This is a genomic window from Streptomyces sp. NPDC026589 (genome assembly GCF_040638385.1).
In the GTDB taxonomy this organism is placed as follows: Bacteria; Actinomycetota; Actinomycetes; order Streptomycetales; family Streptomycetaceae; genus Streptomyces.
In genome coordinates this window covers 342746-368135 of record NZ_JBEZYG010000007.1, presented here as the reverse complement: position 1 = coordinate 368135, position 25390 = coordinate 342746, and the positions used below count along the sequence as shown (strand labels likewise).

33 protein-coding genes are annotated in these 25390 nt (G+C 71.0%); all 33 read right to left on the bottom strand.

Annotation, left to right across the window (positions count from 1 at the left end):
• Positions 1–27: 27 nt before the first annotated feature.
• Positions 28–858 (bottom strand): DUF317 domain-containing protein, encoded by an 831-nt coding sequence (locus AB0F29_RS15380; RefSeq protein WP_361871919.1) that lies wholly within the window; start codon positions 856–858, stop codon positions 28–30.
• On the bottom strand, positions 855–1205 hold the full coding sequence (locus AB0F29_RS15375; RefSeq protein WP_361871916.1) for a hypothetical protein: 351 nt from the start codon (positions 1203–1205) through the stop codon (positions 855–857). The genes AB0F29_RS15380 and AB0F29_RS15375 overlap by 4 nt, the downstream gene beginning before the upstream one ends.
• 46 nt (positions 1206–1251) lie before the next feature.
• Positions 1252–2082 (bottom strand): DUF317 domain-containing protein, encoded by an 831-nt coding sequence (locus tag AB0F29_RS15370; protein ID WP_361871914.1) that lies wholly within the window; start codon positions 2080–2082, stop codon positions 1252–1254.
• On the bottom strand, positions 2079–2885 hold the full coding sequence (locus AB0F29_RS15365) for a DUF317 domain-containing protein (protein WP_361871912.1): 807 nt from the start codon (positions 2883–2885) through the stop codon (positions 2079–2081). Before AB0F29_RS15365 ends, AB0F29_RS15370 begins: the two co-directional genes overlap by 4 nt.
• Positions 2882–3271, bottom strand: a complete 390-nt coding sequence (locus AB0F29_RS15360) for a hypothetical protein (protein ID WP_361871910.1) — start codon at positions 3269–3271, stop codon at positions 2882–2884. Before AB0F29_RS15360 ends, AB0F29_RS15365 begins: the two co-directional genes overlap by 4 nt.
• Positions 3272–3301: 30 nt before the next feature.
• Complete coding sequence (locus AB0F29_RS15355; RefSeq protein WP_361871908.1) at positions 3302–3430, bottom strand: hypothetical protein; 129 nt, start codon at positions 3428–3430, stop codon at positions 3302–3304.
• Between the two features lie 203 nt (positions 3431–3633).
• The gene (locus tag AB0F29_RS15350) at positions 3634–4038 is read right to left on the bottom strand and encodes a hypothetical protein (RefSeq protein WP_361871905.1); all 405 of its coding nucleotides are present in this window, start codon (positions 4036–4038) and stop codon (positions 3634–3636) included.
• 25 nt (positions 4039–4063) lie between these two features.
• The gene (locus AB0F29_RS15345; protein WP_361871903.1) at positions 4064–4726 is read right to left on the bottom strand and encodes a hypothetical protein; all 663 of its coding nucleotides are present in this window, start codon (positions 4724–4726) and stop codon (positions 4064–4066) included.
• The gene (locus AB0F29_RS15340; protein ID WP_361871901.1) at positions 4723–5475 is read right to left on the bottom strand and encodes a hypothetical protein; all 753 of its coding nucleotides are present in this window, start codon (positions 5473–5475) and stop codon (positions 4723–4725) included. The genes AB0F29_RS15345 and AB0F29_RS15340 overlap by 4 nt, the downstream gene beginning before the upstream one ends.
• A 31-nt stretch (positions 5476–5506) precedes the next feature.
• Positions 5507–6220 (bottom strand): hypothetical protein, encoded by a 714-nt coding sequence (locus AB0F29_RS15335; RefSeq protein ID WP_361871898.1) that lies wholly within the window; start codon positions 6218–6220, stop codon positions 5507–5509.
• 21 nt (positions 6221–6241) lie between these two features.
• A complete protein-coding gene (locus AB0F29_RS15330) occupies positions 6242–7147 on the bottom strand; it encodes a hypothetical protein (protein ID WP_361871895.1) in 906 nt (301 codons plus the stop codon).
• Entirely contained in the window at positions 7144–7920 is a 777-nt protein-coding gene (locus AB0F29_RS15325; protein ID WP_361871893.1) for a hypothetical protein, read from the bottom strand. Before AB0F29_RS15325 ends, AB0F29_RS15330 begins: the two co-directional genes overlap by 4 nt.
• On the bottom strand, positions 7917–8333 hold the full coding sequence (locus AB0F29_RS15320; protein WP_361871890.1) for a hypothetical protein: 417 nt from the start codon (positions 8331–8333) through the stop codon (positions 7917–7919). Before AB0F29_RS15320 ends, AB0F29_RS15325 begins: the two co-directional genes overlap by 4 nt.
• Before the next feature lie 107 nt (positions 8334–8440).
• Positions 8441–8938: a hypothetical protein gene (locus tag AB0F29_RS15315; RefSeq protein ID WP_361871888.1), complete on the bottom strand. Its 498-nt coding sequence runs from the start codon at positions 8936–8938 to the stop codon at positions 8441–8443.
• Between the two features lie 84 nt (positions 8939–9022).
• Positions 9023–10279, bottom strand: coding sequence for an MFS transporter (locus tag AB0F29_RS15310; RefSeq protein WP_361871885.1), 1257 nt, complete (start codon positions 10277–10279; stop codon positions 9023–9025).
• A 47-nt stretch (positions 10280–10326) separates the two neighbouring features.
• Positions 10327–11055, bottom strand: coding sequence for a hypothetical protein (locus AB0F29_RS15305; protein ID WP_361871882.1), 729 nt, complete (start codon positions 11053–11055; stop codon positions 10327–10329).
• Between the two features lie 325 nt (positions 11056–11380).
• Complete coding sequence (locus AB0F29_RS15300) at positions 11381–11731, bottom strand: hypothetical protein (RefSeq protein WP_361871880.1); 351 nt, start codon at positions 11729–11731, stop codon at positions 11381–11383.
• Positions 11728–12129 carry a hypothetical protein gene (locus AB0F29_RS15295; RefSeq protein WP_361871877.1) on the bottom strand — a complete coding sequence of 134 codons (402 nt, stop codon included), beginning with the start codon at positions 12127–12129 and terminating at the stop codon, positions 11728–11730. The genes AB0F29_RS15300 and AB0F29_RS15295 overlap by 4 nt, the downstream gene beginning before the upstream one ends.
• 68 nt (positions 12130–12197) lie before the next feature.
• Complete coding sequence (locus AB0F29_RS15290; RefSeq protein WP_361871874.1) at positions 12198–13382, bottom strand: hypothetical protein; 1185 nt, start codon at positions 13380–13382, stop codon at positions 12198–12200.
• A 54-nt stretch (positions 13383–13436) separates the two neighbouring features.
• On the bottom strand, positions 13437–14246 hold the full coding sequence (locus AB0F29_RS15285; RefSeq protein WP_361871872.1) for a DUF317 domain-containing protein: 810 nt from the start codon (positions 14244–14246) through the stop codon (positions 13437–13439).
• 48 nt (positions 14247–14294) lie between these two features.
• On the bottom strand, positions 14295–15032 hold the full coding sequence (locus AB0F29_RS15280; RefSeq protein ID WP_361871870.1) for a glycosyltransferase: 738 nt from the start codon (positions 15030–15032) through the stop codon (positions 14295–14297).
• Between the two features lie 77 nt (positions 15033–15109).
• Entirely contained in the window at positions 15110–15631 is a 522-nt protein-coding gene (locus AB0F29_RS15275; RefSeq protein WP_361871866.1) for a hypothetical protein, read from the bottom strand.
• Positions 15632–15707: 76 nt separating this feature from the next.
• The gene (locus AB0F29_RS15270) at positions 15708–15848 is read right to left on the bottom strand and encodes a hypothetical protein (protein WP_361871863.1); all 141 of its coding nucleotides are present in this window, start codon (positions 15846–15848) and stop codon (positions 15708–15710) included.
• Between the two features lie 454 nt (positions 15849–16302).
• Complete coding sequence (locus AB0F29_RS15265) at positions 16303–16821, bottom strand: hypothetical protein (protein WP_361871861.1); 519 nt, start codon at positions 16819–16821, stop codon at positions 16303–16305.
• A gap of 243 nt (positions 16822–17064) precedes the next feature.
• Positions 17065–17562, bottom strand: a complete 498-nt coding sequence (locus tag AB0F29_RS15260; protein ID WP_361871859.1) for a hypothetical protein — start codon at positions 17560–17562, stop codon at positions 17065–17067.
• Between the two features lie 97 nt (positions 17563–17659).
• Positions 17660–18373, bottom strand: coding sequence for a hypothetical protein (locus tag AB0F29_RS15255; RefSeq protein WP_361871857.1), 714 nt, complete (start codon positions 18371–18373; stop codon positions 17660–17662).
• Positions 18374–18492: 119 nt separating this feature from the next.
• On the bottom strand, positions 18493–19260 hold the full coding sequence (locus tag AB0F29_RS15250; RefSeq protein ID WP_361871855.1) for a hypothetical protein: 768 nt from the start codon (positions 19258–19260) through the stop codon (positions 18493–18495).
• Positions 19261–19288: 28 nt separating this feature from the next.
• Complete coding sequence (locus AB0F29_RS15245) at positions 19289–19738, bottom strand: hypothetical protein (RefSeq protein WP_361871853.1); 450 nt, start codon at positions 19736–19738, stop codon at positions 19289–19291.
• Between the two features lie 46 nt (positions 19739–19784).
• Complete coding sequence (locus AB0F29_RS15240) at positions 19785–21299, bottom strand: ATP-binding protein (RefSeq protein ID WP_361871851.1); 1515 nt, start codon at positions 21297–21299, stop codon at positions 19785–19787.
• Between the two features lie 45 nt (positions 21300–21344).
• Positions 21345–21887 (bottom strand): hypothetical protein, encoded by a 543-nt coding sequence (locus AB0F29_RS15235; RefSeq protein WP_361871848.1) that lies wholly within the window; start codon positions 21885–21887, stop codon positions 21345–21347.
• Between the two features lie 23 nt (positions 21888–21910).
• Complete coding sequence (locus AB0F29_RS15230) at positions 21911–22381, bottom strand: DUF6238 family protein (RefSeq protein WP_355957527.1); 471 nt, start codon at positions 22379–22381, stop codon at positions 21911–21913.
• Positions 22382–22438: 57 nt separating this feature from the next.
• Positions 22439–23911 (bottom strand): SCO6880 family protein, encoded by a 1473-nt coding sequence (locus tag AB0F29_RS15225; RefSeq protein WP_361871846.1) that lies wholly within the window; start codon positions 23909–23911, stop codon positions 22439–22441.
• Positions 23912–23999: 88 nt separating this feature from the next.
• Entirely contained in the window at positions 24000–25367 is a 1368-nt protein-coding gene (locus AB0F29_RS15220) for an ATP-binding protein (protein ID WP_361871844.1), read from the bottom strand.
• Positions 25368–25390 lie beyond the last annotated feature (23 nt).

Sequence of the window (25390 nt, the reverse complement as noted above, 5' to 3'; positions counted from 1 at the left end):
GGAGCGGATGGGGCCGCTCCGCACCGCTCAGCGGCTGCGGGCCGCAGCCGTGGTCGTCTCGACACCGGGCGCCGGGGCCGGCCGTGTGGTGAGTGCGGTAGCGCGACGGGCCTTGCGGGCTGCTGTTCGGATGGCCTTGAGCCGCTCGTCGTGTGCGGCGGCGAGCTGATCACCTATGGCACCGCGTTCCACCTGCGTAACCAGGTGGGAGTGGGGGACGTCGTAGCGGCCTCGGAAGACGGGGGCCGGATCGGCGAGGGCGGCGGCGAAGCCGGCGAGGAGGTGGCGAGGGGTGCTGTCGTCGAAGTACGCGTGCCACACCCGGGTATGGCCGCCGAGCCCGTTGGGCAGTGCGACTTCGGCAGTCCAGTCGAAGTGGGAGCCGGCCGGCGTGGCCCGCCGTTCCATGGTGGTGATGCCGTCCGGGTGGCGTGCGTGCTCGTATTCGTGTTCGTCGCGCTCGTAGGTCCAGCCGGCTGCTCGCAACGTCGGCCAGATGTCCGGCTCACCCTGGGGAGCGGGGCGCACGAGCGCGTCGGTGAATCCGGCGATGACCTCGGCCGGCGTGTTGGCGCCGAAGGACGCGTGCCAACCGCCCCACGGCGTCGACGAGATCCGCCACCAGGAGCCGTACGTCTCCGGTATGGGCTCCAGGACGAGGGTGTGCTGGTAGTCGGGGCTGGCCAGGACGACGTGGGGGAAGTCGGGGTCGCCGAAGTTCTTCCACCCGGCGGCCCGCAGGGCCTGAGTGACATGGCGCGGATCTCCGGGGCCGGCGAGGTGGCGGGGCGTGGTGTCGCACCACATACGGGACCAGGGGTCGTCGGCTTGGCTGGCGATGTACGGGCGTGCCGTCACGTGACCGTGGCCGGCCCGGCTGCCTTGGACGCGTAGCCGCGCAGGCGCTGCACGTCCCAGTGCAGGACGTGCCAGTCGGTCGCCTCCTGGGCGGCCTCCCGAAGTCCGGTGATGATCAGGCGGATCTCGTCGTTCTCGGCGCTGGTCTGCTCGGCTATGAGGCGCGCGGCGCTGCGCAGAACATCGCCGAGCAGGATGGGCACTCCAGTGTCCTCGTCGAGAAGTCCGGCGAGGAGCGGCAGTACGTCCGAAACGGGCGGCTGGGTCCGTAGGTAGTCCTTGGCCTGGGCCAGGGTGGCGGTCGCCTGCGCGACCTGGTCGGTGCTGGGCACAGAAGGGTTGGGCATCAACGTCCTTCGGGGAAAGGGAATGGGGAGGGCGTACGGCACCTGGTCAGCGGTGCTTCCTGTGGCGGGGCAGGCCCCGGGGCGGGGGCGGCGCTGGCGGCGATGGGTCCGGTGAGCCCGGACGTCGAGCCGCTTCGAGGCGCTGCAGATGTCGGCGACGGTGCTGTTCGGGGGTGACGGCGCTTCGGTGGGAGTCGAGGTACCCGAAGGCGAGGGCCGGAATCTGGCCCTCGTCGCGCAGCAGCGTGCCGGGCTCGGTGAGCGCGGTGACGAATCCGGCGAGCGCGGTGGCCGGAGCGGTTTCGTCGATGGAGGCGATCCAGATCCGCCGACGCTCCCCCTCGGGGTGAGGTGCGGAAACCTGGACGGTCCAACGCCACTGAGGCGTTTGCGATATGGAGGGAACCAGGGACAGGAGTGCAGTCTCGTCCGGAGACACGGCCGCCCTCCCTTTCCCGCTCCGGAGCAAGGTCCACCCCCGATGGACCGCGAGGTCCCACAGGCCCACGTCGCGCTCCGGTGCTGGGCTGTCGAGGGCGTCGGTGAACCCTGCGATCATCTCGACGGGCGTATGACCGCCGAACTGGGCGGACCACGCGCGGTTCTCAGCCGGGTGGATACGCCACCAGGCGTGGTGTGGGTCGGGTTGAGGCTTCAGGGTGAGGTGCAGGCGACCGCCGGGGCTCTCCAGCAGGACGTGCGGGAAGCCGGGCACCGCGTGGTTGCTCCAGCCGGACGCGAGCAGGTACTCGGTCACGTGCCGGGGGTCGCCGCCTCCGGCCAGGTGGGGCGGCGAGACCTCTTCCAGCCAGCGGACGGTGTTGACGCGATGCAGGGTCGGGCCGTTGACACGGGAGTAGAAGCGTTCGTGGCTCACCGCTGCCGCCCGGCCTTGGCGGGCGGGCGTGCTCCGGGGCCTTGTGGGCGCGCCTTGTTGGTGGCGAAGGCGTTGCTGGTCCAGGTGGCGGTGCGAGCCGCGGTGATCCTGGCCTGCTGCCAGGCGCCCAGTTGCGAGGGCAGCACGGACACGGAGGTGGTGCGGATCCTCTGGGAGGGCGGGATGTGGCCGAGGGGCCGCATCACCGGCTCCGGATCGGCGAGCGCGGTGCTGAACGCCTGCACGAGGTGCATCGGCGTGGTCGGCGTGAACACGGCCTCCCACACCCGGCCGTGTTCGTTGCGGGCTCCGGCCCACCAGTGCGCCTGTCCGGGGGCCGACTGGTGAAAGCGGACGAACGCGTCGCCGTCGGGGCTGCGCGCGGTGAAGTGCAGTCCTGGCTCGGTATCCCAGCCCTGTTCCTGGAGGGGTCCCCACACGTTGGGGGCGTGCGCGGTTTTCGGCCGGGTGAGCGCGTCGGTGACGCCGGCCACGATCTCGACGGGGACCTGGCGGCCGAGGGTGGCGTGCCATGCCTCCTGCGTCGCGGTCTGCCTCCCGCTGATGGTCCAGCCGCCGGGCTGGATGTACGGGTCGTATCCGATACGCACGGACTTGTCGGGGCTGTCGAAGACGACCGGTCCACCGTTCTTGGACCTGTCCTTCCACCCGGAGGCGCGCAGGAACTCGGTGACGTAGCGCCCGTCGCCGCCGCCGGCGAGGTGGCGGGGCTCGACGAGGTAGTGCTGCTGGGGCTGCTGGCTGGTGGGGCCCCAGCCAGCCCACTGTTGGTTCTTCTTCACCGGCGCCGCCGGATGACCATCGCGGACGCGACCGGTGCAGCGGTCGGTCTGCTGGAGGGGGCGGTGGGCTTGGCCACCTGCTTGATCGTGTCGGTGTGCTCGGCGAGGTCGCGGCCCACGCTGTCGAGTTCGTTGGCGGCGCGGCCGAGGGCCAGCCAGACCTCGGGGGGCAGGATGCCGTGCTCGGAGTGGACCTTCGCGAAACGCGATCCGGTTTCCACGAGTTGGGTGACCTCGCCGAGGATGCCGGTGTCATAGTCGAGGACGCCTGCGAGGATCTGGGCCGCCTCGTGCGGCGGCGCCAGGGCGAGGAGGCGACGGAGGCGGCCGATCTGCCCGGCGACGGCTCCGGCCAGTTGCACGGAAGGGAGGTTCGAGTCGGTCATGGGCCTCCTGAACAAAGCGGTTCGGCGGTGTTAGTCGTGGAGTCGGAGGCGGTTGCTGTCGACGAAGAGGTGGGCGTCGCGGCGGCGGGCTTCGTCGAGTGCCGCCTCGGGGCGTCCGCCGGCCAGCGGGATGGTGCGTTCATTGCTGCCGACGGTCACGGCGCGCAGGTATCGGCGGAACAGGGCTGTGACCAGGCGGGGTTTGCGGCTGGAGCTGATGGGTGGTGGTGCGCGGTCGGGTTCGTCGGTGACGGGGGCTCCTGGTGAGGGTCGCTGCCGGCCCCGGTGGTACGGGGACAGACTGGTCGGGTGACGGACAGGTACGGCGCGGATGCCGGGGCGTGCTTCTGGTGCCGGTCGTCTCACCGGCGGCGGGTGCCTGGCGGACGGTCGGTGGATCGGACGGCGGCCACGGCCGGCGGAGGGGCCGGGGCGCTCTGGTTGCGCATCGCTGTGGCGGCGTCGGTGTAGGCGGCGGAGTCCCAGACGTCATCGGTGATGTGGACCATGTATCCGGCCTTGTGCAGCCAGGGCACCGCATGGGTGGCGAGCTGTTTCTTCGCGGCTTCGTCGAGGTTGCCGGGCGCTTCGTGCCAGATGCGGACGGGCTCGCCGGTGGCCAGGGTCTGGCGTTCGAAGCCGAGGCGGTCGAGCAGGGCCAGGAGCGGTTCGGGCGCGCCGGTGGGGGTGTCGGCGAGGACGGTGTCGGTCAGAGCCTTGCGGTAGATCGTGACGTCGGTGCCTTCGTCGTCAGCACGGTTTCCCACGTGCGGGTGGCTCCTCTGGGTCGGGCTATCGCCGTCGGGCAGACGGCGCGGCCGAGGGGGCTGGAGGCGGGACGGCCTTCTCGGGCGCGGCGGCCGGCGAGGTGTGCCGGGCGGCCTGGTTGCGGACCTGCGTGATCCGCCGGGCGCTGTCGGAAAGGCTGCTGGTCGTCTCCATCAGCTGGTCCACGGGTTCTTCATCGAGGCCGGCTTCGCATCGGCGCTCGCCCCACGTCGCCCACGTGGTGATCAGGGACTGCACCAGCTGCGGGAGCAGCCCCTCCTCCGGGGCGGCGATCTCTGACAGGACGGCGGCGACGTCCTGATCGGTCTCGGCGGCACGGGCGCGCTCAGCGAGTCGGTCGAGATAGCGGCGGGCGGCCTGCCGGTCGCCGTCCGGAACGGTCAGGGTGTTCAAAGAGGGATCGAGATGGACGCTGTACCCGGCCAGGAGCAGGGCGTGGGCCGCGACCGTGGCGCCATGGCGCTGGTGCTCGACCGGCAGGTGGTGGGGGAGACGGTGGTAATCACGGCCGGCGACCGGGGCCGAGCAGAAACCACCGATGGTCTGCAGGATGCCCGCCGCACGAGCGTCGCCGCCGATCGCGACGACCAGCTGGGTGCGCGGGTCGCGGGTGATGGTGACGTAGTCCAGGGCGAAGAAGGTCGGCTCGTCGTCGCGGTGCGTCATCGGCTTCGTTGCGGGGAGGCGACGGTCGGCGGCGGCGCGGCCGGGGCGGTGCCCAGTGCCGGCCGCGCCTGCGGATGACGCAGCTGGACGCCGAGGCCCAGCGTGCTCAGGCGGGCCCCAGCGGCTCGTGCGGAGACGGCCTGTTCGCTGGTGTCGTCACCGGACAACACGTAGACGTCGCGGTCCGGGTCGAAAGTGAAGCCGCTCTCGGTCAGGACCTGGGCGATGTCGCGGCGGTCGGGCTTGTCGACGACGAGCGAGCCGTCGTCCCAGGTCATGACGACGCGCTGTGGACCGGTCTGCCGTAGTGCCAGCTCGTCGGCGTTGCCTCGCGCCTGGGCGAGCGCTACGTAGTACCGGGGCAGCAGATCGAGGGTGACGTCCGCGGCGGCGCTGAACGGGTCGGCGTCGACCGCGATGCCGTCGGGCTCGCGTACGCCGCTGAATGCCTGGTCCGGTACTTCGTCGGGGGCCATGGCGGCGATGAGGTATCCCTCGCCGGGGCCCGGCTGCTCGGCGACGAAGAGGCGGGTGCCGTCATGCCGGGCCAGCACGGCACAGTGGTCCACGTTGCGCTTGGCCAGGGCCTCGGCGACGTCATTCATGTCCCACACGCGGTCGGTGAGGACGTGGTGGACGTTGAGGCCGCCACGGTCCGGGTGGTACGTGCTGGTCCAGTCGCCGGGCAGTTCGCCGGCGAGGACGGCAGCGAACGAGCCGAGGCCGCTGTCGGGGGTGGGGTCGGGCATGGTCTCCTCAGAGAAGGAAGGGGAGCGGGGGTCAGTGCCGGGGGCGTGCGGCGGGGGTGGGTGCGGCAGGCGGTGCGACGGGGCTGGTGGCCAGGCGCGGTGGAGGCGGCGGGCAGGCGCAGACGGCGGATGCTTCGGGTTCGTCCGGTCCGACTTCGGCGGCGCAGGTGCGGCGCTGGGGGTGGTCCTGGTGCCGGTCGGCGAGGTCGTTGCGCATGTGGGTGAGGTCGGACCAGATGACGCTGAGCCGGTGCTCGACGAGGTACTGCAGCCGCTTGGAGGTGTGCGGATCCGGGGCTTGGCCGAGATCGGAATAGAAAGAGGCAGCCGCGGTGAGGACATCGCCGAGGGCGATGAGCACGCCGTCGTGGGAGGCCGTCAGCTCGGTCAGTACGTCGGAGACCTCGTCGCTGGTGGTGGCTTCGCGGATCTGCTCGGCTAGGTGAGCGACCTGGGAGCCGAGCGGCAGGTAGTGCGGCTCGCGCGTCTCGGTGTCGAAGGCTTCGTCGGCCTCGACGTGGTAGCTGACGGCGCGGAGCCGGGCGACGGCTCGGATGGCGAGACGTGTCTCCTCGGCTGCGTCGAGGCCGACGGGCAGGCGGTGATAGGTCTCGTGGAGGCGGACGACGGGGACGAAGCCGGTGCGCTGCAGAATGCTGTGGGCTTCCAGATCGCCGCCGCGGGCGAGGACTTCCCCGGAGTGCTCGTCGCGCCCCAGGTTCAGATGACGATCGGCAAGGGCCAAGAGGCGGTTCTTTCTGGCGGGTCAGTGGGCAAGGCGGGCACCGGGAGGAGCGGGGGCTGCCGGTGCCCGGTATGGCGGAGGTATCGGTCGCGCCGGGGCCGCTGGAGCGGTGGGCAGGGCGGCGGCGGTGGCGTCGAGATCCTGCTGGATGCCGTGCAGGCGGCGTGCGATCAACTCCAGCTGGTGTGCGCCACCGTGGGCGTGAGCGTGTGGGAGACGGTCGAGGCGATGAGCCGCGTGCTCGACGAGACCGCGGACGGTGGACAGCGGCCCGGTGTTCTCGTCGGCGAGTTGCCCCAGCAGCCCGGCGAGTTGCGTGGCAGCATCGCTGATGTTGGCCTGTGAGGTGGCGTACCGGGCGGCGAAGCGGGCGGCCGAATCCGGGGCAGGGCCTCCGCGGGGCGAGATGAGGCCCAGGTCGGCCTCGATGCGTCGGCCCTCGGCGGTCACGAGAGCGAGAAGCCGATGCGGCTGCTCTGCCCAGGTGCCGTCCACCCGGAGGAGGTTGGCGAGCAGATCGAGGCGGCCGGGCTGTGCCTGAATGGCGATCCAGCGGCAGCCCTGATGGTCGCCGGGGCGCTGGATGCCGGCGGCGCGGGCGATCCGGTGGGCGATCTCGGACCACTCCGGTCCGGTGAGGTCGCGGTCGTCGGGGGCCAGGCGCACGTCCGCGTGCCAGATGGCGCGGTGGTCGCCTTTCGGGTCGGCGGGGAAGGGATGCTGCCAGGTGGGGTCGTCCAGATGCTCGGCCCACTCGGTGGCGGTCCAGATCTGCTGTTCGTCGAAGGGGGTGTAGTAGTCCAGTCCCGGCCAGTGGGCGACCACCGTGTGGTCGGTAAGGCCCTCCTGGCTGCTGACGGGGCGGCCGAGGGCCTCGGCGAGCGGCTCGCTGGTGTTGAGGGCGCGCGGGTTGATGCGGATGATCATGGGGTGGGGTCCGGGCCGTTGCGGATGAGGCGGGTCAGGTCGTGTGCGGTGGTGATGAGGAGGCGCTCGCGTACCAGGTCGGCGTGGACTGCCAGTTCGCCGGGCGCTAGCAGCTCCAGAGCGTGGTCGATGGCGGTGAGGGCCTCGGGATAGTGGCCCAGAGTCCGCCGGGCCGAGGCCATGCGGAACAGTGCGATCGGATCGTCGAGTCCGCCCTTGGGGAGCAGTCCCACCAGCATCAGCAGCAGGGGCGCTCGGCCGGGAAGGAACGTGCCCAGCCACACACCGTGCAGCAGGACGTGCAGGGTCTTGGGATGGCCGGGCGCGGCAACGAGGACCCGGTGCATGACGGCGAGGCCGTCGGAGCGTGACTGCCCCAACCGTGAGAAGCCGTACAGGGCTTCGCTGTACGGGTCTTCGTTCAGCACGCTCACCGGCACCTTGTTCATGAGGTCCTCGATGTCGCGGCAGCGGAAGTCGTAGCGCAACGAGCTGAGGTAGAGGTGCCGATACGCCCGCTGGACGACCGGGTCGGGCCCCGCGTCGGTGACGTGTTCGACCGTGAGCAGCGCGAGCGCGCTGTTCCCGGAGGCGCGGGCCCGCCACGCGACATCGGAGCAGACGTCGGCCGACTCCTGCCAGGTCGCATCCAGCTCACAGAGCGCTTCGGCCAGGCGTGCTGGCCATTGCGAGCCGCCGATCGTCTCGATGGCGATCGACGCCGCGCGTGCCAGAGCGGCTGCGCGCTCCGGGCGCGGCAGGGTTTGTGTCACTTCCCGCCCCGGGCGTCGGCGATGTGCACCACCTGGTTGAGGTGGGTGACCGAGTACCAGCCGCAGTCGATGTCCTCGTCGGCACCGGCCAGACGCGGCACCAGGTAAGTGCGCAGTGCCTGCCGGTAGATGAGGCAGTCAGGGCAACGGCTGGAGAGGTGGACGAGGTAGCGCGGGTGCGCGGTGATGTAGGAGCGCTCGCCCCCGGCCGCGTCGAACAGACGCCAGCCGTCCTCGTCGGTCGGTGTGTGCCATGAAGGGGTGACGACCTTGTAAGCGTCGCCCCACAGTTCGCTTCCGGCGACACCCTTGAGGATCGCGACCCGGTCTCCGGGACGGAAGTGGGCGTGGGTGACGTCGCGTTCGGGGGTGACGATGTCACCCGGGGCATGCGGGTGGCGGGAAACGGGCACAGCAGGGTTCCTTCCACGAGGTGCGCGGGGAGGCGGTGGGAGGATTAAGGATCCGGACGATCCCCGGTTTCGGTAACCGGGGATCGTCGGGTATACGACCCCGCGTTCTACCGGAACGGGTTCTCGGTTCCGATGTCGTCGGACGTTGCGGCATCCAGGAGTTCGGGCAGGTCAGAGCCCTCGGCGTCGCGCTGGTCGATCCACCATCCCGCCCGCGTGACGGTGCGGATCTTGTCTTCCAGGACGGCCCAGTCGGTCTCGTTCCAGGTGCCCTCGCTCACCAGCGCACCGTATGCGCTGGTGACGAGCTGGTGGCGGGAGCGCCCGCCCCAGTCGAGGGCCCGCTCGGGTCCTTCGAGCGGCGGCATGTCGAACCGCTCCGCCCACTCCGTGGCAGCCCGCTGCTCCTCAGCGCGCTTGGCGGCGAGCCACGCCTCCTTGGACTCCGTGTCGGAGTCGCGGGCGGCCATCCAGCAGTCGGTGCAGTCGCGGCCTTCGAGCCAGCGTGCGAATCCGGCCCGCCGGTCGGCCGGACGGTCGGACAGGTTGTGCGTCACTTCGTGTCCACAGTTGTGAACGATTTTCCAGCTCGTACGGACAGCCATTTGTGTTTTGATCTCCTTGCTCTGAGGGGTAGTTCAGGGGGAAAGACTTAGATCTGGGCGGTTCACGCGGTCGTCCCGTGCAGGTCAGCGATGCGCGGCGTGGGCTGGAGCGCGGCGGTGCCGTCCACGGAAACGCGGGTTGCTCGGGGTGGCGAGACGGCGGCGGGCGCCGAGCAGTACCACCAGGCAGGCGACGGCTCCGGCGGTCGGTAGCGCGGCGGCGGACGGGCCCGTGGACAGGACGCCCGCGAGGGCGGTGCCCGCGGCCTGCCCGGTGCCGACTGCGGCGATGAGCCAGGCGTACGCCTCGGTGCGGGTGCCGACGGGGGCGAGCGCGTCCACGGTCAGGAACGCGCTGGTGATCAGCGCGGTGAGGAAGAGACCCGGCAACGCCGTGAACGCGGTCGCGGCGAGCGGACCGGGGGCCAAGGCGAGCGGCACCCAGGCGGCGGCGAACAGAAGCGCCGTGGTGACGAGTTGACTGCTCAGACGACCCGGCCAGCGGCGTCGGCCGTACAGGATGCCGCCGACGAGACTGCCGATGGACAGTGCTGCGGGGATCAGCCCGGACAGCAGGGCCACGCCGTGCCGGTCGGCCATCGCCACCGCCCACACGTTCATCGAACCCAAGGCGAAGCCGACACCGCCGACGGCGAGGAACAACAGCCGCAGCCCGCCATGCTGCAGAGGCCCGAGGAACCCTCCAGCATGTGCAGCGGCGGGGCGCCACCTCCTGGACGGCGCGGCACTGAGCACCGTGGTTGCGCCAACCAGTCCCAGCACCGCGGTGACCGTCATGGCCACGCCGGGGCCGTGCGCGGCGGACAGCAGGGCGACCAGCGGCGGTCCGGCAACGTAGATCAGCCCTTGGGCTCCGGTGTCGAGCGCGAGGGCGGCACGCTGCCGCTCGGGGTCCGGCAGCACGGCGCCCCACAATGCGCGCAGGTTCGCTTCCAGCGGGGGCGTGCTCAAACCCGCGAGGACCACGAGGCTGGCCGCGAGTGCCGGCTGGAGGACGGCGTCGGTGTGCGGCAGCAGCAGGAGGCAGACCGAGGTGATCAGGACGGCGGCGGTTGTGACCCGGGTCTGCCCGCGCCGGTCGACCATCCGTCCCAGGGCCGGCTGTCCGATGGCGCTGGCCAGCCCGTACAGCGCGCACAGCAGCCCGCCGGCAGCGAGGGATCCGCCCTGCTCAGCGATCAGGAGGAGGATCGCGACGGGGGCCATGCCGTTGGGCAGTCGCCCGGCTAGGGTGCCCACCAGCAGTCGGGCGACGTGGCGCTCGGCGAGTAGCGGCCGGGATGCTGAGCGGGCCGGCGGGCGGCTGGTACAGGGCTTCAACGCGGGAGCTTTCCGTGATTGGTCCGGTCGGGCGGCGGCAGCGGAGGTCAGTGGGTCCGTCCGGTAGCAGCGACCGCAGTCGGCGGCTTGGGCGGCGTCGCAGTGGCGATGGCTGGGTGGGAGGGCTTCTCGAACGGGACGGCTGAGGCTCGGACCACGTCGACGAGGTTTTCGCCGGACTCGAGCCACAGCGCAATCGCTGCGTCGATGTCGCCCGGCTCCCCTCCTCCTCGGGTGCGGCTGTCGGCCTGAACCGGGGCAAGGAGGCTTTCGAAGCGGACGAGGACGGCGGCATCTGGTGCGGGCAGGGTCTTGTTGCTGGCCCGGCGAGTCGCCTCGATCAGGTAGGGCGCGTGAGAGAGGAAGCGCTCCAGCGCGGCCTCCAGGTCCACGGCGTCCACGGACCCCGGCTCGGCGTCTCGCACCCAGTGCAGGTCCTCCTGCACTTCGTGCAGCCGCGCTAGGACTACCAGTTGCTCGAATTCGGGCAGGAGGCGCGAGCGTACGTCGGCGGCAGCCCCGTGGGCGGTGGTGGCGATGATGGTGCGGGGCGCGCCGGTTCCAACTATGTGGACGTGGTCCGGGGAGGGCAGCAGGGTTCCGACCAAGTAGCTGCCGTCCCAGGGACGTTCGGTCAGGAGGAGTTCGGTGCCGCCGGCGTCGCGTAGAACCGCCGCGCAGGAGGTGCGGTACTTCGACAGGGCGGGGCTGGCCTCCCACACCCAGTCCAGCAGGTGGGCGGGGATGGATCCGTCCGGGTAGTGCTCGATGTCCACGTCCCATGGTCCGGGCAGGCACTCGGCGACGATGTGTGCGATGTCGCCGAGATAGGGACGCTCGCTGGTGACGACCGTGGCCTGGCAGTCGCGGGCCGTCTCGTGGAGCTGGGTGAGCGCCGCACGTGCTTGGGCACGGTCGTCGAGGGACAGCCGATGGGCCTCGCCCTGGTGCCGGGTGAAGCCGGACAGTTCCAGGGCGGTGGTGGCCCACCGGTGTCGCTCGCCGCCGGGGAGCGCGACGATGGTGTTGCCTGCGGCGAGGTGGAGGGTGATTACGGCGGAGGAAGTCAGGACGGCGGGCCTTTGTGTCGGGGGCGTCGGATCAGCGACGCTGACGTCGCGAGGTACCCGGGGGTGCGGACTGCACGGTCATGGCGGCCTTCGTGCGGCGCTGTGCCGCCGGTGTGCTCGCCGAGGGCGCGGCAACGTGCAGATCCTGGTCGAGATCTACCTTGTAGCGGGCGGCCGTGAGCATCTCGGCTGCCCAGGTGGCGTGCTCGTTCTCCCAGGTACGGCCCAGGTCGAAGGGCAACCGGATCCACACGCCCCCCAGCGCGGGGTAGGTGTCGAATCCGGCGCGGGCCAGGACGCTCGCGGCGAAGGCATCGACCCCGCCTTCGACTTCGACTTGGCCACCCCGGCCGCGGGTGATCTGGATCGCTTCGCCGTTCATCGGCTTCGCCCCTTACCGGCGGACTGGGGCCGGCCGTTGACAGGGACGGCGGCGGGGCGCGCCGGAGCTCCGGGGAGCGTGGTGGTCGGGGCGGTGAGCCGCTGCGGTGAGCGGGTGGCTGCGGCGTGCGCGATGCGGTTGCGGCTCTCCACCAGTCCGTTGCGTACAGCGGGCTGCGGTGGACCGGCGCTGCGGCCCGGGTCGAGGGAGTAGTCGGCCTGGACCTCGTAGCCGTGCCGACGAAGGTCGTGCACGGCCTGGCGGGTGCGGCGGATGCCGTCCTTCTCGGGGTGGGTGAGCCGGTACAGACCCGGGGTGTCGGGGACGGGCTCGAACTGTTCACGGACCAGGAACCAGTCGGCGAGGTGCGCGGGGATGTTCGCGGTCGCGGCGGCCACGAAACCGTGGTCGGGATGGGCGCCGAAGCGGAAATGGTCAGACAGAGGCGAATCCTTTCTGTGAGCGTTCAGCGGCGCGTCGGCGCGGAGCACGGGGCGGGCAGCGCTGCGGGGCGGGCGGTCAGGAGTCGCGGGGTGGGCGCGGACAGTGCGACCGGCCCACCCGGTACGGCGGCGCGGACCTGGCGCTCGAACACCTCGCTGTCGGAGAGCCATGTCTCGATCGCGGGCAGGACGGCGAGGCCGAGCCGCCCACGGACCTGACTCCATTCGTGGGCCGGCAGCGTGGCCGGGATCGAGTACAACTCGTCGCGAAGGTTGTTCCATTTGTCCCAGGCGTCCTGGCTCTGGGCGAGCGCCTCGCGCAGACGGTCCAGCGCCGCGGCATCTTCGGGCCAGGCAGTGACGGCTGGACGGCAGCGGGTGAGCAGGAGCGGCGCGTGTTCGAGCACAGCGCGATAGGAGAGCCACGCTCGGTCGGCGAAGTCCCTTTCCATTCCCGCGATCAGACGGGAGTCGCGGAGCGGGACGCCGTCGCTGTACCGGCCGGAGTCCTTGATCGCCTGGAGGGTCTCGTGTTCCTCCCGGATGCGCGCCAGGCCGTTCAGAACGTTGTTCAGGTCCTGGTGGTGCAGGGCGCGCCGGTGAGCGGGCAGGAACGTCTCCGCGATGGCGCGGGCGGCGAGACCAGGATCGGTGGGCAGCACGATGCTGCGCGGCGTGGTCGGGTCATCGTGCGGATCCTCTTGCTCCCGGTCGGTGAGTGCGCCCAGGAGGTAACCGCTGCTGTGGCCGGGGCGCTCGATGAGCAGCAGCTCGGTGCCCGAGCCGTTCTTCAGGACGGACGCGAACGGGATCCGGTGGTCTTCGAGGGCCCGGTACATCTCGCCGGCCTCCCACAGCATCGGCCAGAGGTCTTCCTGCCACAGCGGGTGGGAGTAGATCTCCAGTTCGGCGCTCCACGTGCCGGGCAGCTGTGCGGCGATCTCGGCGCCGATGTCGCCGAGGTAAGGCCGGGTACTGGTGGTGATGGTGGCACCATGTGCGTGGGCATGGTGAACCAGAGCGCTCGCGGTGCGTCGAGCTGCCTGCGGATCGGCCAGCGGTGCGGTGGACGCACCGTTGGGCAGGCGCGCGAAACCGGCTTCTTCCAGCGCCCGTTTGGCCTGCTGGTACTTCTCGCCGTGCGCTATGGCGACCAGGCCCAGGTGGCGGCTGGTGGTGAGGGTGATCTCGGCGGTGGGGTTAGGCATCAAGGTCCTGGTGGATCGAGTCCGCAGGAGCGCGTTCGTCCAGGGGGACGGGGCTCAGCGGGTCTTCGGGGTGCGGTTGGGCTCCGTGCTGCGCGGCGGTCCGCCGTGGGGAGGCTGCGCCGTGGGCCGGCGGGACGGCGGTGGGAGGCGTTCGATGGTCACCAGCGGGATGACGACGCCGGGGAGCGGGAAGGACGTGGAACGCAGAGTAGGCCGGTGATCGAGCGTTTCGGCGGCGACCGCGTGCAGGAGCAAGGGCGGCGTCTTCTCCGTGAACGAGATGTCCCACAGGTGACCGACGTCCTCTGGAGAGGCGGCCAGGTGCCAGGTGACGGATGCGTCCCCGTGGATGGGCGGTGCCGACGAGTCCACAGGGCGGTTGACCACAGCAGCGTGTCCGTCGCGCGAGATGAACCCGGAGAGTCCGAAGTCGTCGAAGTGGGTCCAGGAGTCGGCGTCGACGTAGAGCTCCAGCAGGCCGGGCTCGGCACCGATGCCGTAGACGATGTGATCCGGGTCGGTGGCCAGTTCGCCGGCCAGGGTGCCGAGAAGCGTGGCGACGCACTCGATCGGCACGAGGCCCGACATTTCTGCCCGCCAGCGCTCAGCCGCTTCGTCGTCGGTGCGGGCCGAGATCACCATGTGAGGGCCTCGGCCTACGGCTGTTGGGTCGTGGCGGATCGTGATGCGCCGGCAGGGGCTGGTTACGGTCAACGTCGACTCACCGGTGTCCGCGTTCCACGCGGCTTCCTCGACGAAGATGTCGAGGAGCAGTTGGTGGTCGGTGGGGAGGCTGGCGGCCAGGTAGCGGGGAGAGATGAGGATCTCTTCCCGGGGCCTGTCCTGGTCGGGGTCGTTGGGCATGGTTCTTCCGGTGGGATCGAGGTGCGGGCGGCGGAACGGGGTCCTCAACTACGCAAGGGCGGAGGCGGCATCGCGGCGAGGGCGCGTCGCGGCGTGCAGGCTGGCACCGAAACCATGAGCGAAGACCCTCGCCATTTCTTCCAGTTCCTGGTAGGAGTCCTGCGCCGTCATCTGCGCGGGGTGCTTGCGGTACCGGTAGACCGGAACGGGCAGCATGATCCCCGGAGCGAGGCAGGTGACGGCGAGAGCGCAGTAGTCCTCGCCCTGCACGAGGCCACCCATGGGCGCCGCGCGCACCAGGTCGGTTCGGGCCAGGAGGGTGGTCGGGCCGAGCGGGATGGTGTCGGCCGGCTCCTTCCAGTACCGCCACACGTCTCCTGCCTCATGCCGACCGGGCGGCGTTGGACACCGCCACAGGGTCGTGGAACCGTCTTCGTGCAGGTCCTGGCTGTATCCGGCACACCAGCCCACCCCGGTCTCCTCCAGCGTGCGCAGCCGTAGCGCCAACGCCCAGTCGGTGAACTCGTCGTCATCGTCGGCCCACTGGACGTACTCGGTGCGTACCTCGTTGAGGGCCAAGTTGCGGGCACAGGCCGCGCCGACCGCTCGCGGGAGGGCGAGGGTGCGGATGCGCGGGTCGGCAGCGAGAGCGGCCGGCAGTCGGGCGGGGTCGGCGCCGTCGAGGACGACACACGCCTCCCAGGGGACACTTTGGCGGCACAGGCTGGCATGCATGTCGGCGAGGAAGGCCAACCGCTCGGGGCGCAGCTGGGTGGCGATGATCACAGTGATCTTCGGGTGAGAGTGCGGGGACAGAGGGCTTCTCCGGGTGGGCGTCGATGAGGAGGGCGCGGGCCTCCGGGCTACCGGCGGGCGGACTTGCGGGGCGTCGGGGCCGATGCGGGAGCGGTGGCGGACAGGCGCGGGGCGGCTCGCGGCGGCACGACCGGAGCCGGGGCCTCCGGGTTCCACGCGCCGGGGTCGGTGCGGATACGGCTGCGCGGGTCGGTGTCCCACGCGACGACGGGTCCGCGGTCGTACGCCAGTAGGCCGATCACTTCGATGCCGCTCTCGTGCAGGACGTAGGCCCACTCCAGGCCGTCGGTGCCGTCCTGGGTGATCAGTTCACGCTCGGCGGGTGTGCCGTCGGTGTTGCACACGTTGGTGAGCTGACGGCTGGGGAACTCTTCGCCTCCGGTCAGCGTGCGGCGCAGCGCGTCGGGTGCGCCGTCGAGGAGATCGGTGCCCAGCTGCTCCCAGCCGATGTGGACCTCGTCGATCAGGTGCTGGGCCATCGCCTCCAGGTCACCGGCGAACCGGTTCTGGTGTGCGGAGAGCAGCAGCGGGAGTTTGCTGTCGGGGTAGCCGTCGAAGTGGACATACATGCCGGCGTAGCCGGTGGAGGTGGGGCGGGCGATGACCGCGCGGGTGGACAGATCGGTCTCCTGGGGGTGGGGCTGGTCAGCGTGAGCGGGGGTGCGCCGCCGGGGCGGGGATCGGCTGGGCCGGGGCGGCGGCGGTACGGGCGGTGGCGGGAGGCGGCGTGGTGGCGGGAATCGGCCGGTCGGGCCGCCACAGGAGGGCGGTGTCACGGAACCGCACGCGCGGGTCGGTGCTCCACGCAACGACTGGGCCGCGTCCCGCGCCGGGCTCGCCGAGCACCTCAATGCCGTGCGGGTGGAGGACATAACCCCAGTTCAGTCGCGATGCCGTCCGCTCGGTGTAGATCAGCGGCGGTTCGTTCGCGCGCGCCGGGTATCGCTTACCGGGTTCGTCGTGCCCGCCGACGAGGTGCTGCCGCAGGGCCTCGGGTGCTCCGTCGAGGAGTTCGGTGCCGAGGTAGGACCATCCTTGCGGCGCGTCGTCGATGAGGTACGCGGCCAGGGCGTCGGTGTCACCAGCGAACCGGTTCTGGTGTGCGGAGAGCAGCAGCGGCAGCTGATGACTGGGGTAGCCGTCCCAGTGGACGTACGTTCCGGCGTAGCCGGTGGTGCCGGTGGGGCGGGCGATGACAGAACGAGTGGACAGAGGATCTTCCTGTCGTGGGCGGGGTGGGTCAGCGGGAGGTGCGGCGCGTGGGCGCTGTCGGCGTGGCAGGTGCCGCCGCCACGGACGGCCCGGGTCGCGTGGGTGCTGACCGGTTCGGGCGCCGGTAGATGCTGGCCAGGTGGTCCTCGCTCAGGTAGGCGAGCTGATCACCGAGTGCGGACAGCTCCTCGGCGTGCTGGCGGTAGCGGGCGGCGAAGCCCGGTTCCTGGTTGCGCTCGCACCACTCGGCCGCGGCCTCCAAGAACAGGTGCAGCTCGCCGAGACCGCTGTGCCCGTCGCCGAGGACGGCCTGCGCGACGGTGTTCAACTCGGCGGCCGAGCGCGCACGGTAGACCTGCTGGGCCCAGTTGCTGATGCTGTGACCGGCATCCCCGGTGGGGAGCGAGGCGCTGAACTCCCGTGCGTCGTAGGCGGCCCAACGGTGCAGGTCGTCAACGGTGGGCCGGTTCTCCGAATGGGCGGTGACCTGCTCGGTGGTGCGGCCGACGTTGTCGTACAGCTCGAAATCAGGGTTAGTCAGGGACAAGGGACTCTCCCGGTCGGCTAGGCGTGGTCCGTGCGAGCGGAGCCGACGGGCGGGCCCGAGGCGTCGGCGAGTGCGGGTACCGGCTTCGGTGCGCCGGGCGTGCTGGGGTTCTTCTGCACGGACGGTGTGTCGTCGCTGTGGCAGGCGGTTGCGGCGCAGGCGAGCAGCGCGGCGCAGGTGAGGAGCGGCAGGGCGCGGAAGGCGTTGCGGATGGGGGTGCTCCAGGGGTGCGGTCGGAGTGGATCAGCGGGTGCGGGACGGGGCAGCGCTGGGCGGAGTGACGGGGGTGGTGGCGTTCACGCGGGTGCTGCGGAACGGGGCCGGTGGAGCGGCGAGCCGGTCGGCCGCCTGACGGAGTCGGGCCCCCGACGCGTGGAGTCGACCGCGGGCACCGTCGACCCGGGCGCGCAGCAGAGCCCGCGTGGCCTCGATGTCCTGGTTGCGCTGCGTCGAGCGTGGTGAGGCGGCGAGCTGGTGCAGTGCGCCGGCGTGGGCGACGGCTACACCGAGGTCGGCGAGGGCGTGCCCCAGAGCGCCGACCGTGTGCGTGAGCTGGGTGACCGTGCGCCGGATGATGTCCGCCTCGCGGTCTCGACCGCGTCGTTCGGTGCGCGCGGCGAAGGCCGCCGCGGCGGTGAAGTGGCTGATCAGTCCGGCGACGTCGCGAGAGCTGTCGGCCAGGTCATCGAGGGCGTTGACGCCGGAGTGCACCGAGTCGGTGAGCGGCAGCTCGTCGGCCACGCTGTGGATGCGCTCGGCTAGCGAGTGCAGCTGGCCTACCTGGTCGTATGGGAAGGGCAGATGGACTCCTCATCGCGTGCGGCGGGTGACGGTGCGGTCAGCGGGTTCGGGCGCGTGTACGTCCGGCTGGCGGTACGGCAGGAGCGTGTGGTCCCGGGTGCGGTGGTGTGGGGCGGCGGGGGGCTTCGCGCGGGCGGGCAGCGCTCGGCACGGCGTCGGGTCTGCCGAAGAGGGGTGCGCCGCCGAGGAGGGAGGGGTTGCCGTCGAGTTCGTCGAGCCATCTGAGGAGCTTGGGAAGATTCTTGTCGGGCCCGTAGGCCAGGTACGTGCCGTCGGCGCTGTCACAGCCGAACCACTCGGCAATTCCCAGGCGAGAGCGGGAGTTGACGCGGCCCATGTGGGCGCCCTTGCTGCGGGCCTTGGCCTCGCGTGCCAGCCGTTCGGCTACCGGGCCGAGTTTCCATTCGGTCGATCCGGCCAGGAAGATCACATCGAAGCTGTCCCAGGGCAGCAGTCCGGGTTGGTCGCAGCCGTCCTGGGCCGCGAAGGCCGCGGGGACGCCGAGCTGCCGGATGCGGGCCAGCCACGGCAATGACTCGGTGAGGGTGCCGGCAGCGTCGAACGGCTGGTCCGGGGCGAGCGCCCACAGGCAGCGATCCGGCCCGTATCTTTCGACGGTGCGTGACAGCCAGGCGAACCATGATTCGGCACCGGGCCAGTAGCGGCCTTTGCCGTCGCTGCCGAACTTGGAGTTGTCGCAGGCGTACAGGGCGCCTTCGGGGATGCGGCTGCCTTGCGCTGGGGTGGTCATACAGCCGATGCGTCCGGCGCTCATCGCGGCCCGTATGTCAGGTCCCGAGGGAGTGCCGAGGTAGTGCAGTGTGCACCTCCCCGGCGGTGACGCCGGCCGTCGTCCGGGCGACGGCGCGGTCAGCGGTGATGGCTGGGAGCGGCCGTGGGCCGCGAGGGCGGCAGCACGGTGGTCGTGGTCGGTGCGGCGTGGCGCAGGTTCACCCCGATCCCCTGCTCGGCGAGTCGGCGGGCGACCGCCTGAATCCGCAGGGCACGGCCGTCCTCGCCGTACGCATCGGGCAGCAGGAAGGCGCTTTGGTGCGGGTGGTACTGGAATCCGTGCGCGTACAGCGTCATCCGCGCCTGCTCGGGCACGCTTCCGTACGGTGCCCCCAGTGCCCCGTCGTCGTACCAGGTCAGCGTTACCACCTGGGCAACCTGTGGCGGAGCCTGCCGATGCGGGGGCTCGGGTTGCTCGGCGGCGTTGCGGCGCACTGCCTCGCGGGCCTGCCTATAACGGGGCAGGACCCTCCGGGCGATGAGGGCTGCGGCGCGTGCGGCGTCGTTGGGGACGACGATGCCGTGCGGCTCGTCGACCCCGTCGAAGTGATGAGGCTTGGTGACGGCGTCGTCGGGCGCCAGCGGAGCGACGACGAACTGGTGCGGGTAGCGCGGCCGGTCGGCGAGATAGAGGTGCTGTTGGTCCGGGCCGTGCAGTACGGCGTCGTGTCCGAGCACGAATTCGGTGGCGATGTAGCTGACGTGGCCTGTGTCCCAGATCTGTTCGGCCACGGGGAACTGGTCGGGGTAGGCGAGGTGACGGTGATATTCACTGGTCCATGCGCCGGGCAGGCGGTCGGCCAGATCGGCGGCGAAGACGTCCAGGTTGATGCGTGCTGACGGCATGGGCTCCTTACGGAGTGGTGAGGCGGGTCTATCTACCGCGGACCACGCGGGCAGGCTGCGCGATCGTGGGCGCCGGAGCGGGCACGGCTCTTGGGCGGCGGGTCCGGGAGGCGGCGTCCTCGGAGGCTGTCACCTGCCGGTAGGCATCTATGGCTTCCTTGAGCCGGTCGACCGCATCGTCCCGGCGGGCGGCGAGGATGTCGATCTGTGTGCCCCTGTTCTGCAGGACGCCCAGGGAGTTGATCGACGTGTTCCCGGCAGCGGCGCGCGTGAGAACGGATACCGCGTGCTGGGCGGCGCCGGTGAACTGCTCGTGTACGTGGTCCAAGTGGCGTGCGGCCGTGTAGACGAGATCGGCCAGGACGAGATCGGGGCCTTCGGCGTGCAGGCGGCCGAGGGCTCGGGGCCAGGCGCCGAGAGCGTCGTGCACCATCTGGGAGCCGGGGCCGGCTGAAGGCGGAGGGTTCGGGTTGACCATGGGATGATCCGGGGATTGGGGACGGCGGACACGTCTCGACTGGCGATCAATGCATTCGGGCATCCGTATCGAAAAGGGTCATTTCGTGCGGATGGAGTAGATGTTGGACGATGAATGATCGTCCGGCGACCTTCCAGAGTCCTCGGCCGCGGTTCAGGTGGGAGATCGCGTCCGCTTCCACGGACGTGAGCCCCAACAGTGCGGCGGCTGCCTGGAGTTGGTCGGTCTCCTGGCGGTAGATGATGCGGGTGGAGCAGTCGGCGAGAAGTCCTTCGGCGAGCGCCCGTCCGCGGGATCCGGCGTCACCGGCGGTGAGCAGGTCGGATAGCCGGTGGATGACCATGAGGTTGGCGATGCCGAGGCCGCGGCTCAGCTTCCACTGGGACTGCATCCTCGCGAGTAGGCCGGGGTGGCGCATCAGGCGCCATGCCTCGTCGTAGACGATCCAGCGCCTGCCTCCGTGCGGGTCGGACAGCGCGGATTCCATCCACGCGGAGGCGCACGTCATGGCGAGGACGAGGGCGGTGTCGTCGCCGGAGCCGCCGAGGCGGGACAGGTCGATGGTCAGCATGGGCGAGTTGGGATCGAAGGCCACGGTGCTGGGGGCGTCGAACATCCCCGCCAAGTCCCCGTGGACCAGCCTGCGCATGGCGTGGGCCAGGTCGCGGGAGGCGTCGCCGAGGCGGCCGGACATGACGCCGCCCGCCGTGTCGAGTTCGTCGGGGTTGTTGAGGGTCGCGGCGATGTCGCCGAGCAGCGGGGTGCGTCCGCTTGCGGCGGCGCGGGTGACGACGGCGTCGAGGGCGACGTCGAGGCCGGTGTGCTCCATCGGCAGCAAGTCCCGCCCGAGCACGGTGCGAGCCAGTGAACCGAGCAGCAGCAGACGGCGTTTGCGGATTTCGCTCGCCCAGTCGGTCTCGGAGACGCTGTTGGGCCGTGGCGCCGCGTCCAACGGGTTTAGCTTGCCGGGCAGTCCCGGCCCGAGGGCGATCGAGGTGCCGCCCAAAGCCTGGGCTACGGGAGTCCACTCGCCTTTGGGATCGCACGGGACGTAGACGCGGTATCCGAAGGCGATCGAGCGCAACGCGAAGGACTTTGCGAGTGCCGACTTGCCCTGTCCGATCACTCCGGCCAGCAGGACGTTGGGGTTGGTGAAGCCTTCGATCTTGCCGTACAGCGCGAAAGGATCGAAACAGAAAGAGGCTTCGGCGTGGACGTCGCGCCCGATGTAGATGCCCTCGGCACCCAGGCCGCCCTCGGCAAGGAAGGGGTACGCCCCGCTCGCGGTAGCGGTGGTCATGCGGTGGGCGGGCAGCTTGATCTTGTTGTTGCGGGAGGATGCCGGGCCGGGGCGACCTGCGGGCGGGAAGAGCGGCGACGGCATCTGCTGCTCCTCCGCCCCGACTCCGGTGGTGTGGGCGGCTGCCTCGGCTCGGGCCTTTGCCGCGGCCTCGGCGAGCTGCCGGCTGGCGGCTTTTCGGGCGGCGCGGTCGGTGCCGTGCGGGGTGAACAGGGGGCTGGCGCTGGCGCGGCGGGCTCGGCGCGCGGGCCGGTGACTCATGGCAGGCCGGCTTTCACAAGGTGGCGGTCCGGAGCGGTACGGGGATCAGACGCGGGGGGAGGCGCTGAAAAGGAGCGGCTTGCGGTAGCCGGTGCCGTCGCCCGACCAGTCCAGCTCGATGTAGCCGTCGGCGAGGTACTGGTACCGGCCGCTGGGCTTGGTCTTGAGCGTTCCGGTCTCGTACGAGCCGTTGCCGTGGCCGCTGCTGTGTTCGAGCGCGCGTTCCAGGCCGGTGTAGTTGGCGTACTTCACGACCGGGTCCGTGCCGGCGGTGGACTTCTTGGTCTGCAGGTGGAACCTGGCCTTGTTGAAGGTGAAGCTGCTGCGCTGCTTGGCCGCGTAGGGGCCATCCCAGTAGACCTTGGCCGTGGTGTAGATGTAGCCGCCGCTCCGCTTGGCGCAGAGCCGTACGTCGAAGTCCCAGTTGTCGGAGTCGGGGCCGGTGTACGACGGGTCGTCGACGGTGTAGCTGCTGGTCTTGCAGTGGTAGCTGGCGGCGGACGCAGGCGTGGCGGTGGCCAGGGCGGCGGTGCCGGCGAGCGTGGTGACGACGAGGGCGGTGGAGGTGGAGCGCTTGAGCTTGCGCATGAAGGGCCTTTCGGTGGTGCGGGTTACTGGGCGCAGGTGGTGGTGTGGCCGGGCGCCGGGGTGTTGAGATCGGCCGGAGTCGTCCTGCGGCGGACGACGTGGCCGGCGGCGAGGTGGCGCTGGCAGATGGTCAGGACGGGCGGCCCCTCGGGGAGCCGCTCGGGATGGCACTCGGTCTCCGTCGAGGCCGTGTCCGCCACGGGCAGGAGGTGGAAGGCGTCGTGCACGGCTGCGGTGGCCTGCCACAGCCGGGTGTGCGCGGTGGCCAGATGTCGGCCGGCGCCGGGATGCGGCGGCCGGGCGGTTTCGGCGAGCTGGTCGAGCAGCTGGTGCAGCGAGGTCAGATGGGCGTGCAGCACGTCGAGGTGCACGCGGTCCGCGGGCGAGGCGGGGCGTTCGGGCCGTGGGGCGTGGGCGCGTGTGTGGTGGCGGATTCCGGCGCTGGCGGCCCGCAGATACGGGTACGCGTCGCCGACGGGGATGGCGGAGGTCAAAGGGGAAGAGTTCCTTCATGCCGCGGTGGCGGGACGTCGGCTGGTGCCGGGGCTGGGTTACAGGGCCGTGCGGGCGAGCGGAAGTGCGCCGAGCGTGAAGGCATCGGGCTGCTGGAAGATCAAGCGCCGCAGGTCGACCTGGGCGGTGACGGCGGCGGTCTCGATCTGCGCACAGGCGGCGTCCAGCAGGGCGTCGGTCTCGGCGGAGACGGTGAGCAGTCCGGTCAGGGCCACATCGGCATGGCCGGCGATCAGCTGGCGCTCGCGGGTCTTGACGTCCGCGTACTCCACGCTGTCGGCCTCGGAGTCGACCTGCCCGCGGCGCGAGCGCTCGTTCGCGTCGGCGATGATGGCGGCCTTCTTGCGCTGGACGTCGCGCATCGCGGACTCGATCCCTTGGGGCACGTATATAAGGGAGAGGGCGCGCCGGACTCCGGCGGTGAACATCAGGCCGTGCAGGAACCCTGCGGACGTCTCGGTGCGGGGCCAGTCATCGACCCAGTAGGTGGCGTGCCGCGCGGAGTCGGTGGCGAGCCGGTCGTACTCCTCGACCTGGACCACGGGCCCGGCGGCGGCCGGGTCGGCTTCAGCCCGTCCGGACTCCGACCACTGCTGCAGCGCGGACAGGGCCTTGGGGTCGTAGCTGGTGCGGATGACGGCGGCGATCTCGCGGGCGGAGAGCCAGCCGGTCACCGTCAGTCCGACGCTGCGTGCGGCCTGCGCGATGGAGCTGGTGGTCTGTTCCAGCACGGTGAAAGCGCCGGGTAGCCCGCCGCCGGCCTGGCTGATGAGCCGTTTGGCGGCCTTGAGGTCGAGGGAGATCGCCAGGTATGCCTCGTGCGGGGCGGCGGCAGGCCCGGCGGAGGCGACCAGTTCGCTGTAGACCTGCCCGGCGACCGGCGTTTCGGGGTGGCCCTGCTGGTTCCAGTGGCGGGAGAGGGTGTCGCCGCTGTCGGGTACGGTGCGCTCCAGGACCTGCACGGTGGCGACGTGTCCGGTACGGGCGATGCCCGCGAGTGCTCGCCCCCACCCGGCGACGTTGTGGTTCTGCGTCGCCGGATCCAGGAGCGCGAAGGCCCTGCTGGAGACCCGGGCGACGGCCGTCAGGGTCTGGTGGTGTGGGTCGTGGACGGCGGAGGCCCCGTTGGCGGAGTCGCCCGGGGTGACCACCCGCAGCGAGGCGGCGGTGCCGGGCAGATGCAGGACGCCGTCCTGGCGGGGCCGGGTGACGGGCCGGGCGAGCCACAGGGTCTGGCCGGTGCGGCGCCGATGGGCGAAGCGCAGAACGATCGGCGCCCAGTCGATCAGCGAGCGGCCGTGCCGACGGATGGCGACCAAGGCGGCGACCACGGCCCACAGCGGTGTCAGGGCGATGGCGCCGAGCAGTCCCGTGGAGACCACGGCGGCCATCAGTAGCGCCAACGCGCAGGACACCAGGACGAGCTGGGGAAGGGACAGGCCGAGCAGGATGCCGCGCTTCGACCGGTGGGGGAATTTGACGGTGAGCGGTGTGACGGTGAGATCAGACAAGGGCCGTTCCGATGGTGCGCGGGGGGGTGGCCGGGGCGGCACGCGGCGAGGGGTGCGCTGCGCGCGCCGCCCCGGAGTCGGGCAGTGGCTACAGGCCGGCGGGCGGGGGCGGTGGTGCGCCGGTCCCGCTGGAGGTACTGCCTGAGTCCGGTGCCGGTGGAGCGCCCTGGGGCGAGGGCGAGGACGCTCCGGCGCTGGGCTGGGACATGAAGCCACTGCCTCCCCCGGAGGGCGAGCCGGAACCGCCGCCCCCTGCGGGGGCGCCGCCTACCTGACCGCTGGTGTCGTCGCTGGGACTGGTCGGGGGCGGCTGGACGGCCTTCTCCAGGCCGTTCTTGATCCCCTCGGCTCCGGAAGAACCCTGCGAACCCTGGCCTTCCTTGCCACCGGCGCCCCCGGTGGGGTTGGCGGCGATGTCGCCCGGGAACCCGCCGCCGGCATCTGGGCCCTGCGGCGCTCCGCCCGCTCCTGCTCCTGCTGCCGCGCCGCCCGTTCCGGCGGTGGCCGCAGCGGCAGCGGCCTTACGGCCGGCCTTCTCGGCGTGCTGCCTAGCCAGCTGAGCACCGGCACCACCGGCTCGGTGAATCGATTCTCCATCTGTGCCCTCGGCCGCCCAGTGCACGAATTTGAACACGGCGTACGGGCAGAGCAACACCAGAACCATGATCACGATGCCCGCCATGACGTCGGCGAGCGCTCCGAGGCCGTCCTTGGCCTCGGTCCTGCCCATGGCGGCGATACCGAGCACGAAAATGATCGTCATCAACAACTTGCTGACCACGAGGGTGGCTGTGGCTTCGATCCAGCCGCGCCGCCAGCGGCGGGCGGCCTCCCACCCGCCGCCCGCACCGGCGAAGACGGCTAGCGTCACCATGACGAGAATGCCTACTTTTCTGACCATCATGACGCACCAGTAGAGGAAGGCTCCGCCTGCGGCGACGAGTCCGGCGAACGTCGCGACCAGCCAGCCCAGGGTGGACAGGGCGCCGATCTGGGAGACCTTCACGATGCGGCGGACGGCCGTTTCGATGGACAGGTTCGAAGCGGCGAACAGGCCGTCGGACAAGGCGTCGACGACTTCGCTGGCGACCGTCGTCAGGGCGATGGCGCAGAAGGCGAACAAGACGCCCGACATGGTGCCGGTGAATGCCTGGACGAGGGCCTGCCCGTCGCGTTTGACGGCGGCCCGGATGAGTTGCGCGCAGAACGTCCCGACCAGGACAACCAAGCCGATGGGCAGAAGCAGCTCGTAGTTGTCGACGAACCATCCCGCCCGGAGGTCGACCTTGGTCGTGCTGTCGACGGCCTTGGCTGCCAGGTCGGCTGCCGCAGCGGCGAGTTCGCCGGCGCTCTTGGCCATCCAGTCACCGATGGCTTTGCCGGGATCGCTCGCGAAGTCGATGGCCTGGCCGACGGAGCACAGCTTGTCCGCGAGAGGGAAGTCGCAGAAACCCAAGGGAAGTTGGCCTCCTTACTTAT

Bases quoted from the DNA above. Each gene is read 5' to 3' on its own strand.
- AB0F29_RS15235 (WP_361871848.1), bottom strand. From the start codon at position 21,887: ATGCGCAAGCTCAAGCGCTCCACCTCCACCGCCCTCGTCGTCACCACG.
- AB0F29_RS15340 (WP_361871901.1), bottom strand. From the start codon at position 5,475: ATGCCCGACCCCACCCCCGACAGCGGCCTCGGCTCGTTCGCTGCCGTC.
- AB0F29_RS15345 (WP_361871903.1), bottom strand. From the start codon at position 4,726: ATGACGCACCGCGACGACGAGCCGACCTTCTTCGCCCTGGACTACGTC.
- AB0F29_RS15240 (WP_361871851.1), bottom strand. From the start codon at position 21,299: ATGAGTCACCGGCCCGCGCGCCGAGCCCGCCGCGCCAGCGCCAGCCCC.
- AB0F29_RS15285 (WP_361871872.1), bottom strand. From the start codon at position 14,246: ATGCCCAACGACCCCGACCAGGACAGGCCCCGGGAAGAGATCCTCATC.
- AB0F29_RS15250 (WP_361871855.1), bottom strand. From the start codon at position 19,260: ATGCCGTCAGCACGCATCAACCTGGACGTCTTCGCCGCCGATCTGGCC.
- AB0F29_RS15245 (WP_361871853.1), bottom strand. From the start codon at position 19,738: ATGGTCAACCCGAACCCTCCGCCTTCAGCCGGCCCCGGCTCCCAGATG.
- AB0F29_RS15300 (WP_361871880.1), bottom strand. From the start codon at position 11,731: ATGAACGGCGAAGCGATCCAGATCACCCGCGGCCGGGGTGGCCAAGTC.
- AB0F29_RS15330 (WP_361871895.1), bottom strand. From the start codon at position 7,147: ATGATCATCCGCATCAACCCGCGCGCCCTCAACACCAGCGAGCCGCTC.
- AB0F29_RS15315 (WP_361871888.1), bottom strand. From the start codon at position 8,938: ATGGCTGTCCGTACGAGCTGGAAAATCGTTCACAACTGTGGACACGAA.
- AB0F29_RS15290 (WP_361871874.1), bottom strand. From the start codon at position 13,382: ATGCCTAACCCCACCGCCGAGATCACCCTCACCACCAGCCGCCACCTG.
- AB0F29_RS15255 (WP_361871857.1), bottom strand. From the start codon at position 18,373: ATGACCACCCCAGCGCAAGGCAGCCGCATCCCCGAAGGCGCCCTGTAC.
- AB0F29_RS15275 (WP_361871866.1), bottom strand. From the start codon at position 15,631: ATGTATGTCCACTTCGACGGCTACCCCGACAGCAAACTCCCGCTGCTG.
- AB0F29_RS15360 (WP_361871910.1), bottom strand. From the start codon at position 3,271: ATGACCGACTCGAACCTCCCTTCCGTGCAACTGGCCGGAGCCGTCGCC.
- AB0F29_RS15375 (WP_361871916.1), bottom strand. From the start codon at position 1,205: ATGCCCAACCCTTCTGTGCCCAGCACCGACCAGGTCGCGCAGGCGACC.